This is a genomic window from Methanobacterium aggregans (assembly GCF_017874455.1).
In the GTDB taxonomy this organism is placed as follows: domain Archaea; phylum Methanobacteriota; class Methanobacteria; order Methanobacteriales; family Methanobacteriaceae; genus Methanobacterium_C; species Methanobacterium_C aggregans.
This window is the reverse complement of sequence record NZ_JAGGLN010000004.1, coordinates 146,927-162,394: the sequence shown is the minus strand read 5'-3', so window position 1 is coordinate 162,394 and position 15,468 is coordinate 146,927. Positions and strand designations below refer to the sequence as shown.

Sequence of the window (15,468 nt, the reverse complement as noted above, 5' to 3'; positions counted from 1 at the left end):
TGGACTACCTGTAACCTTTATAAATGTACCAAAGCAAGCATATACTTAAATTCCTGTAACGAATGATCTCTGAGTGTATTAAGATAAAAAATAAGGATTAAAAAAATATTAATGCCCCTTCAATTAATCCTTTTATCAACTTTTTCTCACTCCAAAGAAGTTTATAGCTTCAATCAAATCCTCAAAGGCTATAAGTTCTTTTTTCAGGACCTCTTCACGTGTAAGGGTTCCACTCATTTCCCCGTCAACTGAGAGTTTGTCAGGACCCCTTGCAATGATTCTGTCCACACCGTCGCGGCTCAATATTTCCTGGGCCCTTTTATTATGGACGTACGCCCTTCCTGGGAGCAGGACAGTTTCAGTCAGATCCCCCAGGTCGATTTTTTCAAGATCTTCATGGGTTATGAGACAGCCTATGTCCTGTTCTGCTGCAACAACGTTTACAAGGTCTTCAGCCCCAATATTTTTAATTATTTTTTTAATGAATGGTGCTGAAACGTTACTTGTAAGAATAGTGGCTTCAGATGTTACTTCAGAGAGTATTTCCAGATATTCCTTGTTTTTATCCTTTGAAATTGCAAATGGTGTGTCATTTTCAGGGTCACAAACTGGAGTACCTGTAACCTTGAAGTTGAACTCTTTGTTAACACTTCTCACGAGCGCATCAAACTCATCTATGCTGTGAGATTCCACACCTTCAATTATGGGTTCATTTCCAAGTACAAGCCCCTGATTACGGTTATTTGCAAATCTCATAAGTATGAATGCCTTTGCACCCCATTCTTCGAGTTTGGCACAAGTTTCAAATAATTTCTCGCCGTCGTTAACACCTGGAACGATAACTGATGCGGCATGAACTTCACTGTTCTGGCAGAATATCTCCAGTGCCTTCATGGACTCTTCAGGCTTATCGTCCAACACCCATTCCCTTCTAAGATGGGGATCCGTTGAGAAAACAGTGAAGGTAACCTCATTAACACCGAGTGAAATTAAATCTGCTGCGATTTTTGAATCATCTATACCCTTCCCGCTGGTGTAACCTAAGTGTATTGGGAGGTCCCATTGATTCAATCCACTTGTAAGTTCCATTAGATGAGGGTAACAGCTTACATCTCCACCCCCACTCACATTTACCTTCAGATCAGCGTCATGGTAATTTCCCATCATCAGGGAATTCTGTACTGAACCTAAAACCATAAATGGGGGTATAAATTCGTTCTTTGTTTCCCTAACCCCGGTAGTACAGCTTTCACATCCTACTCTTCCGGGTGAGCAGTTTTTACATCCAAGAGGTTCATTTCCTTTTACTTTTCGGAAGTAACAGTATTTACAGAACCCTCTACAATCTTTCCCGGGTATTCCGCCCACATCTGCTATTATCTGCATAATATTCACTTTTTCAGTATATAAAATAAGTAATTTTGGATTTTAAAGTAACAAAAAGAAATATTAAAAGCACTATAAAAATTTTAGGCTATACTTCCTTATAAATCTTTCTATATGAATCAAGAAGAAAGTTTAATAATAGATAAAGCAATAAATGGAGTTTCGTATATCAAAGTTGTACCATGGGAATCTGCAATGGATTAAAATTAGTGTTGTGAACTCACACCCTGATTTTTCCTGGAAAGATTTTCAATGTAAAATGACCATATGGTCTTTAGAAAACTGGTACGGATAATGGTGTACAGAATTCTCAGGAGGGAAAAAATGGCAAAGTTTGAAGATAAGATCGACTTGTACGACGACAGAGGCAATCTTGTTGAAGAACAAGTACCGCTCGAGGCCCTCAGTCCATTAAAGAACCCTGCAATTAAAGCAATCGTTCAGGGAGTTAAAAGGACTGTAGCTGTAAACTTAGAAGGTACCGAAAAAGCTTTAAGAAATGCAACTATTGGTGGAAAAGCATGTAAAATCCTAGGAAGGGAACTAGATCTTGACCTAGTGGGAAATGCAGAAGCCATAGCAGAAAAAGCAAAAGAAATGATACAAGTTGAAGCAGGCGACAACACAAATGTTCAGTTACTCGCAGGTGGAAAAAGGATACTTGTACAGATACCAACCGCAAGGTTCGAAGCAGCAGCTGAATACTCAGCAGCTCCATTAGTAACAGCATCCGCATTCATCCAGGCTATAATTGATGTTTGTGACGTTAACATGTACGATGCAAACATGGTTAAAGCAGCAGTACTCGGTAGATACCCACAGACAGTTGATTTCATGGGTGGAAACTTAGCAACCATGCTTGACGTGCCTCAGAAACTTGAAGGTGCAGGTTACGCATTAAGGAACATCATGGTTAACCACGTTGTTGCAACAACCCTCAAAAACACCATGCAGTCATCTGCTCTATCCAGTATATTAGAACAGGCTGCAATGTTTGAGATGGGTGATGCAGTAGGAGCATTTGAAAGAATGCACCTTTTAGGACTTGCATACCAGGGATTCAACGCTGACAACTTAGTGTTCGATCTCGTAAAAGCAAACGGTAAAGAAGGTACAGTTGGTTCAGTCGTAGCAGACCTTGTTGAAAGGGCAGAAGCTGACGGTGTAATCAAAGTAGACAAAGACCTCAACGGATTCAAATTATACGGCACAGACGATGTAGCAAAATGGAATGCATATGCTTCCGCTGGTATGATGGCCGCTACAATGGTCAGTACCGGTGCTGCAAGAGCTTGTCAGAGTGTTGCTTCAGCACTTCTATACTACAACGATATAATAGAATTTGAGACTGGATTACCAGGTGTAGACTTTGGTAGAGTAGAAGGTACAGCTGTAGGATTCTCCTTCTTCAGCCACTCCATATATGGTGGTGGAGGTCCAGGTATCTTCAACGGTAACCACATCGTTACAAGACACAGTAAAGGATTTGCTATACCATGCGTTGCAGCATCAATGGCATTAGACGCAGGTACACAGATGTTCTCCCCAGAAGCAACCTCCGGATTAATAAAAGAGGTATTCAGCCAAGTTGATGCATTCCGAGAACCACTTAAATATGTCGTGGAGGCAGCAGTCGACATAAAGGACAAAATCTAAATTGAAATCCAAAACTTGGGGGTAAGACAGTAAATGGACATTGAAATATTTCCACACAGGTTGTTAAGCGCGGATACAACAGAAAGATTGTTAAATGATCTTGAAAAAATTGAAGGCGTTAAAAGAATGGTTCTTCAGGGACAGAGACTTCCTCAGGGCTCCGATAACCCAGATCGCCGAACCATAATGATTGATGGTGAGGAAGTTGACTTACAGATTAAAACTGGACGAATTCTAATGGAAATCAACAGTGAAGAAACGATTGATGAAGTAAAAGAGATATGCGAAGAACTTCTGCCATTTGGATACAACATACACATGGGTTTGTTCATAAGGAAACAGAAAACAGTGACAGATCAGATAAAATACGGAGACAAACTGGACGAAGTTCCAGATGAAATGATCGGTTTAACAGATCAGAACGCAAAACTCAGTGAAAGAGCCAAAGTACTAAAAAGGAAAGAATAGCCATGATAGGAAAATCCACACATGTTGTAGACTGCAGAGAAACCATGGGAATGGGCGAAGGAGGAGGAATTGCCCAGAGAGGAACATTTGCACAGTGTGGAAGTGAAGTTTTGGCAATAGCAATGTCTCCTGGAAGGAGGCACATAACTAAACCTGTTTGTGAAATTACCTTTGCTCTAAGGGAAGCTAACATACAGACAAGTACACTTGTTTTAAATGCAGGCGGCGGTGTTCCACAGGACGCTCCATCAGCAGGTCATGGAAGCCTTTTCGGACTCACTCCAAAGGAGATCGAGCAGATAAAACGGCACAGGCTTGTTGTTGTACACCTTGGAGGTGTGAAACATCACATCATTTACAAGGCTAGGCTGATTCTAAGGAACGTTAACAGGCCATGCGTTATAATATGTGAATATCCCGTTGACTTTGAGGATTTTGCAAAGATAGGTGTCAAAACAAGGGCCGTTATGCCTGATGAACCTAAAACCAAAGGTGAAATCAAGGATATCATAAGCGGCGTTATCAGAGGAGAAACCTGTCCCCAAGAGAAGTTGGATGAAATTATTAGAAAAGTAAGATTAGCATTAGGAGGTGCATGAATATGGCACAATTTTATCCCGGAACTAGTCAGGTTGCTCAGAATCGAAGGAATTTATGCAACCCTGATTACGAACTTGAAAAATTTAGAGAAATCTCAGACGAAGATGTTGTAAAAGTCTTAGGTCACAGAGCTCCTGGTGAGGAATACCCCAGCGTACACCCACCACTAGAAGAAATGGACGAACCAGATGATGTTATAAGAGAAATGGTCGAGCCAGTCGACGGTGCAAAAGCCGGTGACAGGGTACGATACATTCAGTTTGTTGACTCAATGTACTTCGCACCAGCTCAACCATACGCAAGATCAAGGGCTTACCTATGCAGGTACCGAGGTGCTGACGCAGGTACACTATCAGGAAGGCAGATCATAGAGGCAAGGGAAAGGGACCTTGAGAAAATCTCCAAGGAACTCCTGGAAACAGAATTCTTTGACCCAGCCCGTACAGGCATAAGGGGCGCAAGTGTGCACGGTCACTCATTAAGGCTTGACGAAGACGGTCTCATGTTCGACATGTTAAGAAGACAGGTCTTGAACAAAGAAACCGGAAAAGTTGAAGCTATAAAGAATCAGATCGGTGAAGAACTGGACGAACCTGTTGTTTTAGGTGAACCACTCGACGAAGCAACCCTTAGATCAAAAACAACCATCTACAGGATGGATGGTGAAGCATACAAAGACGACAAAGACGCAGTAGAAGTACTCCACAGGATACACGTAACCAGATCAAACGGTGGATACAGTCCTGAATAATCAGGAGGTGGAATTATGGCTGATAAAAAATTTATGGAAGCTTTAAATAAGAAATTCAAAGAAGCCCCAGAAGAAAAGAAAACAACCTTCTACTCATTCGGTGGATGGAAACAATCCGAGAGGAAAAGGGAATTCGCAGAAGCTGGTAAAGAAGTAGCAGCTAAACGTGGAATTCCTCAGTACAACCCAGATGTTGGTTCTCCACTCGGTCAGAGGGTTCTCATGCCTTACCAGGTTTCAACCACAGACACATTTGTTGAAGGTGACGACCTCCACTTCGTAAACAACGCTGCAATGCAGCAGTTCTGGGACGATATCAGGAGAACTGTTATCGTTGGATTAGGAACAGCTCACAGTGTTATCGAAAAAAGGTTAGGTAAAGAAGTTTCCCCTGAAACAATCACAAACTACCTGGAAACTGTCAACCACTCAATGCCTGGTGCAGCAGTTGTTCAGGAACACATGGTGGAAACCCACCCTGCACTTGTTGCAGACAGTTACGTGAAAATATTCACAGGTAACGACGAAGTAGCAGATGAAATAGACTCTGCATACGTCATAGACATCAACAAAATGTTCCCAGATGACCAGGCAGAAGTTCTTAAAGCTGAAGTTGGCGACGGTATCTGGCAGGCTGTCAGGATCCCAACAATAGTTTCAAGGACCTGTGATGGAGGTACAACCTCCAGGTGGTCTGCTATGCAGATCGGTATGTCCATGATCTCTGCTTACAAACAGTGTGCAGGAGAAGCCGCAACCGGTGACTTCGCATTTGCTGCAAAACACGCAGAAGTTATACACATGGGTACAGCTCTACCACAGAGGAGAGCAAGGGGAGAAAACGAACCTGGTGGAATTCCATTCGGTTACCTGGCTGACATCTGTCAGTCCTCAAGGAAATACATGGATGACCCAGTAAGGGTAAGTCTGGACGTTGTTGCATCCGGTGCAATGTTATACGACCAGATCTGGTTAGGTTCATACATGTCCGGTGGTGTTGGATTCACACAGTACGCAACAGCTGCTTACACTGACAACATCCTTGACGACTTCTGTTACTACGGTAAAGAGTACGTCGAAGACAAATTCGGTGGACTATGTGAAGCTCCAAACGACATGGACACAGTACTGGACGTAGGTTCTGAAGTAACCTTCTACTCACTTGAACAGTACGAAGAATACCCAGCACTTCTCGAGACCCAGTTCGGTGGATCACAGAGGGCCGCAGTTGCAGCAGCTGCAGCAGGATGTTCCACAGGATTCGCAACTGGTAACGCTCAGACAGGTTTAAGCGCATGGTACTTATCCATGTACTTACACAAAGAACAGCACTCACGTCTTGGTTTCTACGGATACGACCTTCAGGATCAGTGTGGTGCATCCAACGTATTCTCCATCAGAGGAGACGAAGGATTACCACTTGAACTCAGAGGACCAAACTATCCAAACTACGCAATGAACGTGGGCCACCAGGGAGAATACGCAGGTATAGCTCAATCTGCACACGCAGCACGTAAAGACGCATTTGTATTTAACCCACTGGTTAAAATCGCATTTGCTGACGACAGCCTAGCATTTGACTTCTCAGAAGTACGTGCAGGATTCGCTAAAGGTGCATTAAGAGAATTCGAACCAGCAGGAGAAAGAGCTCTTATCTCTCCAGCTAAATAAATAGGTGTTACTTAACACCTATTTTTTTTATTAACGATAATTTAGGAGGAAATAAAATGGACCCTATGATAACAGGATTAGGTGTTGTTGCTCTTATGGGTGCTGCCGCAACCATTGCAGGCGCTGCAGAGGACTTAGAATCTGACGTAGGTTCAATGAGTAACCCAAACTCACAGGTTCAGCTCGCACCCCAGATGGGACACCTACACAGGATCTTCAACAAAGCTGTTTCCGGTGAACCAGTACAAATGGGTGTACTTGCAGGTGTAGCAGGTTCTGTAGCATTTGTCCTAATGGGCGCAATAGGCTTACCCGTTATAATGTCAATAGCTGCAGGAGGATTCATAGCAGCTTTAGTACACACAGCATATGCTGCAACATCTTACTTAGGAAGGATAGTAAGTGAAGCACAGTTCAACCAGCCAGTTTACCTTGATGTCATAACACAGACATTAGGACCAATAGCTGCCCATGGATTTATAACAACATTTTGTATAGTAGGATTATCCTACATGATGACGTTAAATATAGTAGGATTTAACCACCCGTTCCCACTACCACTCTTGGCAGTGCTATGGGGTATAACAATAGGTGCTATAGGCTCATCAACAGGAGATGTTCACTACGGTGCAGAAAGGGAATACCAGACCTACCCATTCGGTGGAGGTATACCAGTGGCTATCCACGGTGACATAACAACTAAGGCAGAACTCGGTGCAAGGAACTCACTGGATGTTGTAAACTTCTGTGCAAAATACGGTGGACCTTTAACAGGTTTCTGTTTTGGAGCAATTGTGTTCTTCAGTTTCTGGACAACCATTGTTTTCGGTGCAGCAGGTGGAGTAGTCGCAAGCTTTGTGATAATCTTACTACTGATCATACTAAACAACAGAATAGAAGTCTTTGCAAGAACCAAATACGGACCCTACAAAGAATGAGGATATAAGGAGGTTTTATGATGGACCCATTATTATTAATAGGCGCTATGACAGTTGGAGGCGTTCTCATTGGTGGAGGTGTACACTTCATACCAGTGGGTGGTGCTCCAGCAGCTATAGCAACGGCTACAGGTGTCGGAACCGGTACTGCAATGCTTGCAGCAGGTTCAGGTATGACAGGTCTCATAGCCGCAGCATCAATGACAGGATCACCACTATGGCTCATCCTAGCAGCAGGTGCTGTAGGTTCAATGATCATGATAGGTATAACCATGTTAATTGGTAACCTCATCTACGTATGGGGTGTTGGAGTTGTACCTGCATCTGCAAAAGTTGCAGTCGACCCAATAACAAAATACGAACAGGAAAAATACATAACACCAGGTACTGAAGGGCACGGAATCCCAACAGTATGTTTTGTAAGCGGTTTAATTGGAGCAGCCCTAGGTGGAATCGGTGGTGGGCTGGTTTATTGGGCTTTAAACAGTGCATTAACCACAGCAGGACTATCATACTCATCATTAAGTGCTGCCACAGTTGCAGGAATATTCGCTGTGGGCATGTTCTTCGTTAACGCAGTTTTAGCTTCCTACAACATAGGAGGTACAATTGAAGGATTCCACGACCCTAAATTCAAGAGGCTTGGACGTGGAGCATTAGCATGCCTTATAGCATCCCTTGTAATAGGAATCTTTTCAGTTCTACTAATTAAAGGAGGTGTCTTCTAATGTCAGCAGCAGCAGGAGGCGCACCTGAAATAGGTGTTTCCCCAACTAAAACATTGGCACTTGGAGTAATAGGCGGCCTTTTAGGAATTTACGCAACTCCAATCAACCCAGTACTTGGACCACTCTTTGCATCATTAGGTGCAGTTTGTGCAATAGTATGGGGAGCTGACGCTATAAGAAGAGTTGCAAGCTACGGTTTAGGTACAGGTGTGCCTTCAATAGGTTACATGTCCCTAGCTATAGGTATCATAGGTGCAGTTGCAGGTATGGCAGGCGCTTTAATATCTGGAATACCAACAATACTCGGACCACTATTCGGATTCGTACTTGCAATGGTACTTGGAGCAGTAGTTTCAGGAATTGGTAAAAAAGTCATTAAAATGAAAATACCAATACTTGTAAGGTGCACAATTGAGCTTTCAGGTGCAGCTGCATTATCCATATTCGGTTTTTCAGCAGCAATAGCTGGAAGTTACTCCATGTCAGCAATACTTACAGCAGTCATATCAACAGGATTCATAGGACTTCTGTTTATATTAAACACAATGGCAATACAGCACCCATTCAACGCATGTCTCGGACCAAACGAGAACCAGATAAGAACCTTAAAACTCGCATCAACCACAGGATTTATGGCAATGGCAATAGTAGGTTTACTTGCAATTGGAACGTCCAGTACCTTGTGGGCACCTGTGACAATATCTGTTGTTGGTGCTTTAGCATGGTTCATTTCAATCAGATCCTTTATACAGGCATCATTGAATGAAGCAGCATCCGTCAAATGGACGGGACTATGGCCAAAAGAGGAAGAGCAGTAAGGAGGAATAAGAATGGTAGAAATGTTACCTTTAATAAAAATAGCTCCTGAATCAAACTTGACTCTTGACCCTTCCACAGGTATCGTGGGAGCAGCACTAGGCAGAGACGTCGTATTAGTATCATTAGACACTATAAATGAACAAATAGCTGAATTAGAGATTGCGGCAGACGATATTGAACACGCTCTTGATCCAACAACCGTATCTCCCGGTGCTTATCCTGGAAGGGAAGGAGTTTACGTAACAGCAGGTAAACTAACCAACATGGTTTATGGATTTGTATTAGGGCTTGTACTGCTGGTCGCCCTATTATTATAGGAGGTATAAAGAATGGCTGATAAAAAATCACCCGCAGAAGGATGGCCTGTCGTAAACGGTGACTACGTGGTCGGAGACCCAGAAAGCCCTGTTGCAGCAGTTACACTAGCTTCTCACATTGAAGATGTGCCAGCAGATGCAGGCGCAGCAATAGCAGGACCATGCAAAACCGAAAACCTCGGAGTCGAGAAGGTCATAGCTAACATAATATCCAACCCGAACATAAGGTTCCTCATACTCTGTGGATCAGAGGTGCAGGGACACATCACCGGTCAGAGTATACAGGCGCTACACGAAAATGGTGTTGACCCAGAAAAGAGAAGCATCTTAGGTGCAACTGGAGCTATACCATACGTTGAAAACGTACCTGATGAAGGAATAGAAAGATTCCAGCAGCAGCTGGAATTAGTGGACCTCATAGATGTTGAGGACGCTGCATCTATCCAGTCTAAAGTAAAAGAGTGCATAGAAAAAGATCCAGGTGCCTTTGAAGAAGAAGCAATGGTCATAGAGATCTCAGAGGAAGAAGGTGAAGAGGAAGAAGGTGAAGAAGTTAAACCAGTAACACCTGAAACAGCATTAATTGATGCAAGAATCCGTAACATACAGACACAGATCAAAGGGATCGGTGCAAACCAGAGGATTTTTGCAGGTATGTACGCTGGAAAAGTTCAGGGACTTGTTATAGGTTTAGCATTCATCTTAACTCTTGGAACCATCTTACTCTTGAAATAACGGGGGTTAAACATGTTAATATCAAACAAACCTAACGTTAGAGGAATTAAAAAAACTGTAGAAGATATAAAAATTCGTACCCAGTTGATTGGTAGGGACCAGAGGTTGTTTGCAGGTTTAATAAACACAAGGATCTATGGTATGGCCATAGGATTTGTATTCGCAATGCTTCTTGTAGGCTTACCAGTAGTATGGGTCATCATCAGGGGGGCATAAGTTATGACAGATGATAAAAATGTTGTACCGCGTGTCATCGTCCCTTCAGACGAGTTCAACAAAGCAAACGAGAGATTAGACGATGTTGAAGAAAAAGTTGAGTTCAACTACGGCGAAATCTCCCAGAGAATGGGTCAACAAATAGGCAGGGATATAGGAATCCTATACGGTATTATGATAGGTCTCATAATCCTGTTTATCGCATTCAAAGTTGTAAAAGTAGGAGCAATCCTATCCGCATTTGGTGGAGTCTAATTTAATAGGAGGATTACGTATGTTTAGATTTGACAAAGAACAAGTTGTTTTAGATATAGCTGGTGTTAAAGTCGGTGGACAGCCAGGTGAATATCCAACTGTTTTAGCAGGAACCATCTTTTACGGTGGGCACAAAATCATTGAAGATGAAAAAGCAGGAATTTTCGACAAAGCGAAAGCTGAAGAATTAATAAAAACCATGGAAGAAATGTCTGACGTAACAGGAAACCCTTGTTTAGTACAGGTATTTGGAGCTACTTCTGAAGCTCTTGTTAAATATTTGGAATTTGTAGGTGACTTCACAGACGCACCATTCCTGATAGACTCTACCTCTGGTGATGCAAGAGTTGCAGGTGCAAACTATGCTACAGAAGTTGGTTTAGCTGACAGGGCTATATACAACTCCATAAACATGGCTGCAGATGCTGCTGAACTTGAAGCAGTTAAAGAATCTGACCTTACAGCATCCATAGTTCTAGGATTCAACCCTATGGAACCAACAGTAGATGGTAAAGTAAGTATATGGGAAGATGGTGGAAGTACATTAGACAAAGGTCTTATGCAGATGGCTGAAGAGTGCGGAATCGATAAACCACTCATGGACACTGCAGTTACCCCACTCGGACAGGGTGCAGGTGTAGCAGTCAGAACTTCCTTTGTTGAGAAAAGCAAATGGGGATTCCCTGTTGGAAGCGGTATCCACAACGTGCCTTCAGCATGGGATTGGCTCAGGGGCTACAAAAAAGAACACAAAGAAGCATGGCCTGTTTGTGACATAGGTTCCAACCTTGTCCAGCAGATGGCAGGTGGAGACTTCGTTCTCTTTGGACCTATAGAAAACGCAAAACTTGCTTTCCCAGCATGTGCAATGGCTGATATCTTCATAGCAGAAGCTGCCAAAGATTTAGGCACTGAAGCAGTTGAAGGACACCCAATGTTCAAACTCTTATAAAACTGTAACAAAATATTGTTGAGTTAAATAGGAGTAAAGGTGAATTGATGACTCAGGTCGTCAAATAACCTATTTTTATATTTTTTTTGTACTATTTTTAATTAAAATCTATAAAAATCACAATCCCCCTTTTTCTAAAAAAATTTCAAAGAAACCATTCAAAATTGCCGTAAAAGAGTCACAAGCCTGAGAAGGGAAGTACACGCTGATAACCTGCAGATATATTTTATTTTTATTAAAGAATAGTTTTTATTAATTTTTTAGATTTCCAATGGATAAAGATGGGTTTTAACTATTGAAATATCTGCCAGATGATATTTTAGAGAGAGTTTTCAAGGAGACTTCATTGAGCATCGAATGAAAAATTTTTTCACAAGATTTATATTACCATTAAAATGAATTTATACCTTAGAAAGAGTTTAAATATTAATTTTTTTAGGGGGTATCATTTGTCACGTTTTGCTAAACTACTGGGATTGGGTCCAAAACCCATAATGGCCAAAAGTAATTACATAAGAATTGAAGATATCAAATCAACGTCTTACATGAAAAAAACAGCGGGATCCGGTCTTTTAATGAAACCGGATACGTACTATGTGGTTGCATCGGTTGAACTTGGAAACACCACCACAAAATGCATATTAACTGCCACGAACCTCAGAACAAGTAGAACTTACCTTCTTGATAAGACAGTGAAGATGACGCGTGACATCCGCCCACCAAAAAAAGGGGAAAAGGTTTTTGGGGAAACAGTGTGGAAGGTTGAACTCACCAAGGAATCAGTATCTGAAATGGTAAAGAACACCATACTTGAATCCCTGAAGAAGGCCCATGTTGATATAAATAAAGATCTGGACTTCGTTGTCAGATCAACAGGTGTTACAGCGGGATTTGCCTCACCGGATGAGGTTGGAGACCTAATAATAGCCCTTGCAAATGGATGTCTTGAAGCAGGAATACCTCCAAGGAAGATGTCCCCTGCAATGAGTAAGGAAAACTTCCCTGAACGCCTCCAGGAATACACCTACATAGATCAGGTGATGTTCGATGGTGCAGTTGTGAGTGTTTTACCACCAACTGGAAGGGCAGTTGTAGCAAATGAGATGGAAGGGGAATTAGTTACAGCAGGAATAAAGCTGGGTGCAAAATGGACTGAGGTTGACTTCAGGGATCCATGTGTTTCAATGGACTTTGGAACCACACTCGCAGGCCGTATCACCAACAGCCAGGAACCCTACTCAAGGACAGTGGGCAACTTCTGCGGACTTGCAGGAGCAATATCCGACTCAATAATCCGTGGAACAGAAAAGGTGGATAAAAGAGGAGGTGCAGCCCTGGACCTCTACAAAAAGGGAATAATAAAAGGTGCAGATTGGAAAACCGCCAAAAAATATGCTGAAGAAGCCCATGAACACGTTGACATAAGAAAGGTGCCTGAGGGTCGTGAAAGGTTTGGAACTGTACCTGTAGATCCTAAAGCAGCATATGCAGCAGGTACAACCCTGATAGGCTGTGACGTTGGAAAGAATGGGGATGAAATATCTGAACTAACCAGTTTTGGACATGAGATCTACGAAGCTTCAGGGATACACACCCTCTTTGCAACCCTGGACCATGTGAGTGCAATGGTGGTTAAAAGGCTCATAGAAGAAGCCTTTGAGGAAGGAGTTGTGGAAGAAGGTTCTGTACTGGGTGTGACTGGAAGGGCAGGGATCACAGGCAAAAAACCTGAACTCATCCTTGAATATTCCAAAAAATACTTTGAAGATGTGATATTCGTTTCTGATGCTCTTGGAATGGGATCTGCCATGATGGCAAGGTGTATGAACTCAATAGGAACTCCAAAGGTTCCTGTAGGTGGAAGACATGGTGGTCCTTGTATATTGGGTCAGAGAAGGAAGCTTCAGAAGAAATAGGTTCATTTGAGTTTAAAAAGAGTGATTTTAGTAATATTTTCGCCAAGTTTACACTCAAATTATCTATTTTTAATTTAAAACCTATTTCACACTATTTTTTTTATTCATTCTAATTTTTTAGATTTAGTTTAACACTTCAGAATTAATAATTCACTAATAAATTGATTTTTTTAGTTTTAAACTCTCCATTAAAAAAAAAGATGATGCACTGGAACTAAAATATTTCTATGAAATTCTCATTTCATCATAAAATTTCTTATAATGGGTAAAACTCTGTAAAAATAACTATTTTTTATAAAAAATTTTTATTAAAAAAGATTTCAAAAAACTTAAAAAATAGGGGAGTGTTAAGGGATTCACATCTCCATTAACTTGTGTATCCTCTCTTCCATTGGTGGGTGGGTTGAAAAAAGCTTGACGAATCTACTGCCCCTTCCTCCAAATGGGTTTGCTATGAACATGTGGGCTGTTGAGGGATTAGCATCCATAGGGCGAGCATTTATTCCCATTTCAAGTTTTCTAAGTGCATTTGCAAGTGCCCATGGTTTTCCTGAAACTTTAGCTCCGCCTTCATCTGCCTTGAACTCCCTGGACCTGCTGATTGCAAGCTGGATTAACATTGCAGCGATTGGTGCGAATATGCTCATGAGTATCAGTCCAAGGATTCCACCAGCATCATCCCCATCACCGCCGAAGAATGCAAAGAACTGGGCGAAGTTGGCTATCCATGCTATTGCACCGGCTACAGTTGCCACAACGGCACTTATAAGGATGTCCCTGTGTTTAACATGGCTTAGTTCGTGGGCTATCACACCTTCAAGTTCATCCCTGTCCAGAAGGTTCAAAATACCAGTTGTAACAGCTACAACTGCATTACTTGGACTTCTACCCGTTGCAAATGCGTTGGGTGTTGCAGTTTCAATGATCGCAATTCTTGGTTTTGGTATTCCAGCGTTCATTGAAAGTTCAGAAACTATCTGATGAAGAACAGGTGCTTCTGCCTCTGAAACTTCCTTTGCCCTGTACATCCTCAGAACTATTCTGTCTGAGAAGAAGTAGGATGTGAAGTTCATAACTGCAGCTATTAAAAGGGCTATGAGTGCCCCGAATTGTCCAATTCCAAATAATGATCCTATAAAGTATCCTATACCCACGAGAATAAGGGTGAGCACCGTGAGTAAGAAAACAGTCTTTAAATTTTCAAACATTAAATATCACCACGTGATTTTTTTCAGTTTTAAGGGGTTATATGTGGTTAATTTAGTAAATAATTCCAAAAAAAATTTCTTTCTGAACATAATCCTTTGAATACCCTCTTTAGCTAATTTCTCTAAGGAATGTTATATTAAGGGTAGGAGTTATATAAATCTTACCATTACAGTAACTTGAAAAATTGGATGATGCAGAGTTCTGCAAAATTGTGCCGAAATAATTGGAGGATCACATGATAACAGCTTTGATAATGGCCGGTGGAAAAGGCAGTAGAATGATACTTGAAGGTGAAAAACCCCTCATAAAAATTGCAGGAAAACCCATGATCCAACATGTGATTGAAGCTGCGAGAAACTCCAGCAAACTGGACAGGATCATTGTTGCAACCAGCCCAAACACACCAAAAACCTCAAAATTTGCCCAAAAAATTGGGGTAGATGTCTTTGAAACACCTGGAGACGGTTACATTGAAGACCTCGCATTCTTCATATCAAAAAGATATCCTGAAGATGAAAATGAGGTTATAGTTACAATAACATCGGATTTACCTCTAATTGATGGTGAAACAATTGATGAAGTGATCATTGACTATGAATTATGTGGTAAACCTGCAATGTGTGTTGCAGTTCCACTTGAAATTTTCAGGGAAAATGGTCTAAAACCAAGTATAATAATGGGAGATATGGTTCCATCGGGATTAAATATATTAAGAAGTACCAACAAGCAACAAGATGAGGAAGTTCTTATAATGGGGAAGGTTGAGTTGGCCTTAAATATTAATAGCTGTAGTGACATAATAATTTTAGAGGAACTTTTAAGGCAAACTCATAAATGAAAACTTGCAGGTG

General features: G+C 41.7%; 17 protein-coding genes. 15 read left to right on the top strand and 2 right to left on the bottom strand.

Annotation, left to right across the window (positions count from 1 at the left end; translation table 11 throughout):
• Positions 1–135: 135 nt before the first annotated feature.
• Positions 136–1,386 (bottom strand): methyl coenzyme M reductase-arginine methyltransferase Mmp10, encoded by a 1,251-nt coding sequence (gene mmp10 / locus J2756_RS07480; RefSeq protein WP_209584230.1) that lies wholly within the window; start codon positions 1,384–1,386, stop codon positions 136–138.
• Between the two features lie 324 nt (positions 1,387–1,710).
• Between mmp10 and mcrB the strand changes: the two genes are divergently transcribed.
• The 14 genes from mcrB (at position 1,711) to J2756_RS07410 (ending at position 13,408) form a co-directional block, all read left to right on the top strand.
• Positions 1,711–3,042 (top strand): coenzyme-B sulfoethylthiotransferase subunit beta, encoded by a 1,332-nt coding sequence (gene mcrB / locus J2756_RS07475; protein ID WP_209584228.1) that lies wholly within the window; start codon positions 1,711–1,713, stop codon positions 3,040–3,042.
• A gap of 33 nt (positions 3,043–3,075) precedes the next feature.
• The gene (gene mcrD, locus J2756_RS07470; RefSeq protein WP_209584226.1) at positions 3,076–3,510 is read left to right on the top strand and encodes a methyl-coenzyme M reductase operon protein D; all 435 of its coding nucleotides are present in this window, start codon (positions 3,076–3,078) and stop codon (positions 3,508–3,510) included.
• A 2-nt stretch (positions 3,511–3,512) separates the two neighbouring features.
• Complete coding sequence (mcrC, locus tag J2756_RS07465) at positions 3,513–4,109, top strand: methyl-coenzyme M reductase I operon protein C (protein WP_209584224.1); 597 nt, start codon at positions 3,513–3,515, stop codon at positions 4,107–4,109.
• Between the two features lie 2 nt (positions 4,110–4,111).
• Positions 4,112–4,861, top strand: a complete 750-nt coding sequence (mcrG, locus tag J2756_RS07460; protein ID WP_209584223.1) for a coenzyme-B sulfoethylthiotransferase subunit gamma — start codon at positions 4,112–4,114, stop codon at positions 4,859–4,861.
• Positions 4,862–4,876: 15 nt separating this feature from the next.
• Positions 4,877–6,532 carry a coenzyme-B sulfoethylthiotransferase subunit alpha gene (gene mcrA, locus J2756_RS07455; protein WP_209584221.1) on the top strand — a complete coding sequence of 552 codons (1,656 nt, stop codon included), beginning with the start codon at positions 4,877–4,879 and terminating at the stop codon, positions 6,530–6,532.
• A 56-nt stretch (positions 6,533–6,588) separates the two neighbouring features.
• Positions 6,589–7,470, top strand: coding sequence for a tetrahydromethanopterin S-methyltransferase subunit E (gene mtrE, locus J2756_RS07450; protein ID WP_209584219.1), 882 nt, complete (start codon positions 6,589–6,591; stop codon positions 7,468–7,470).
• Between the two features lie 20 nt (positions 7,471–7,490).
• Positions 7,491–8,198 (top strand): tetrahydromethanopterin S-methyltransferase subunit D, encoded by a 708-nt coding sequence (gene mtrD, locus J2756_RS07445; protein WP_209584217.1) that lies wholly within the window; start codon positions 7,491–7,493, stop codon positions 8,196–8,198.
• A complete protein-coding gene (mtrC, locus tag J2756_RS07440) occupies positions 8,198–9,016 on the top strand; it encodes a tetrahydromethanopterin S-methyltransferase subunit MtrC (RefSeq protein WP_209584215.1) in 819 nt (272 codons plus the stop codon). Before mtrD ends, mtrC begins: the two co-directional genes overlap by 1 nt.
• Before the next feature lie 12 nt (positions 9,017–9,028).
• A complete protein-coding gene (mtrB, locus tag J2756_RS07435) occupies positions 9,029–9,334 on the top strand; it encodes a tetrahydromethanopterin S-methyltransferase subunit MtrB (RefSeq protein ID WP_209584213.1) in 306 nt (101 codons plus the stop codon).
• Between the two features lie 12 nt (positions 9,335–9,346).
• A complete protein-coding gene (mtrA, locus tag J2756_RS07430) occupies positions 9,347–10,069 on the top strand; it encodes a tetrahydromethanopterin S-methyltransferase subunit A (RefSeq protein ID WP_209584211.1) in 723 nt (240 codons plus the stop codon).
• A gap of 12 nt (positions 10,070–10,081) precedes the next feature.
• Positions 10,082–10,285 carry a tetrahydromethanopterin S-methyltransferase subunit F gene (gene mtrF, locus J2756_RS07425; RefSeq protein ID WP_209584209.1) on the top strand — a complete coding sequence of 68 codons (204 nt, stop codon included), beginning with the start codon at positions 10,082–10,084 and terminating at the stop codon, positions 10,283–10,285.
• 3 nt (positions 10,286–10,288) lie between these two features.
• Positions 10,289–10,540: a tetrahydromethanopterin S-methyltransferase subunit MtrG gene (gene mtrG / locus J2756_RS07420; RefSeq protein ID WP_209584207.1), complete on the top strand. Its 252-nt coding sequence runs from the start codon at positions 10,289–10,291 to the stop codon at positions 10,538–10,540.
• Positions 10,541–10,559: 19 nt separating this feature from the next.
• Positions 10,560–11,492, top strand: a complete 933-nt coding sequence (gene mtrH / locus J2756_RS07415; RefSeq protein ID WP_209584205.1) for a tetrahydromethanopterin S-methyltransferase subunit H — start codon at positions 10,560–10,562, stop codon at positions 11,490–11,492.
• Between the two features lie 449 nt (positions 11,493–11,941).
• On the top strand, positions 11,942–13,408 hold the full coding sequence (locus J2756_RS07410; protein ID WP_394357545.1) for a methanogenesis marker 14 protein: 1,467 nt from the start codon (positions 11,942–11,944) through the stop codon (positions 13,406–13,408).
• A 356-nt stretch (positions 13,409–13,764) separates the two neighbouring features.
• Here J2756_RS07410 and J2756_RS07405 read toward each other — a convergent pair whose 3' ends face one another.
• Positions 13,765–14,616, bottom strand: a complete 852-nt coding sequence (locus tag J2756_RS07405) for a zinc metalloprotease HtpX (RefSeq protein WP_209584201.1) — start codon at positions 14,614–14,616, stop codon at positions 13,765–13,767.
• A 236-nt stretch (positions 14,617–14,852) separates the two neighbouring features.
• Here J2756_RS07405 and J2756_RS07400 point away from each other — a divergent pair, with 236 nt between their 5' ends.
• Positions 14,853–15,455, top strand: coding sequence for an NTP transferase domain-containing protein (locus J2756_RS07400; RefSeq protein WP_209584199.1), 603 nt, complete (start codon positions 14,853–14,855; stop codon positions 15,453–15,455).
• Positions 15,456–15,468: the final 13 nt, after the last annotated feature.

What these genes read in the sequence shown, in the direction of transcription:
- mmp10 (WP_209584230.1), bottom strand. Translation starts at nt 1,386, where the DNA reads ATGCAGATAATAGCAGATGTGGGCGGAATACCCGGGAAAGATTGTAGA.
- mcrB (WP_209584228.1), top strand. Translation starts at nt 1,711, where the DNA reads ATGGCAAAGTTTGAAGATAAGATCGACTTGTACGACGACAGAGGCAAT.
- mcrD (WP_209584226.1), top strand. Translation starts at nt 3,076, where the DNA reads ATGGACATTGAAATATTTCCACACAGGTTGTTAAGCGCGGATACAACA.
- mcrC (WP_209584224.1), top strand. Translation starts at nt 3,513, where the DNA reads ATGATAGGAAAATCCACACATGTTGTAGACTGCAGAGAAACCATGGGA.
- mcrG (WP_209584223.1), top strand. Translation starts at nt 4,112, where the DNA reads ATGGCACAATTTTATCCCGGAACTAGTCAGGTTGCTCAGAATCGAAGG.
- mcrA (WP_209584221.1), top strand. Translation starts at nt 4,877, where the DNA reads ATGGCTGATAAAAAATTTATGGAAGCTTTAAATAAGAAATTCAAAGAA.
- mtrE (WP_209584219.1), top strand. Translation starts at nt 6,589, where the DNA reads ATGGACCCTATGATAACAGGATTAGGTGTTGTTGCTCTTATGGGTGCT.
- mtrD (WP_209584217.1), top strand. Translation starts at nt 7,491, where the DNA reads ATGGACCCATTATTATTAATAGGCGCTATGACAGTTGGAGGCGTTCTC.
- mtrC (WP_209584215.1), top strand. Translation starts at nt 8,198, where the DNA reads ATGTCAGCAGCAGCAGGAGGCGCACCTGAAATAGGTGTTTCCCCAACT.
- mtrB (WP_209584213.1), top strand. Translation starts at nt 9,029, where the DNA reads ATGGTAGAAATGTTACCTTTAATAAAAATAGCTCCTGAATCAAACTTG.
- mtrA (WP_209584211.1), top strand. Translation starts at nt 9,347, where the DNA reads ATGGCTGATAAAAAATCACCCGCAGAAGGATGGCCTGTCGTAAACGGT.
- mtrF (WP_209584209.1), top strand. Translation starts at nt 10,082, where the DNA reads ATGTTAATATCAAACAAACCTAACGTTAGAGGAATTAAAAAAACTGTA.
- mtrG (WP_209584207.1), top strand. Translation starts at nt 10,289, where the DNA reads ATGACAGATGATAAAAATGTTGTACCGCGTGTCATCGTCCCTTCAGAC.
- mtrH (WP_209584205.1), top strand. Translation starts at nt 10,560, where the DNA reads ATGTTTAGATTTGACAAAGAACAAGTTGTTTTAGATATAGCTGGTGTT.
- J2756_RS07405 (WP_209584201.1), bottom strand. Translation starts at nt 14,616, where the DNA reads ATGTTTGAAAATTTAAAGACTGTTTTCTTACTCACGGTGCTCACCCTT.
- J2756_RS07400 (WP_209584199.1), top strand. Translation starts at nt 14,853, where the DNA reads ATGATAACAGCTTTGATAATGGCCGGTGGAAAAGGCAGTAGAATGATA.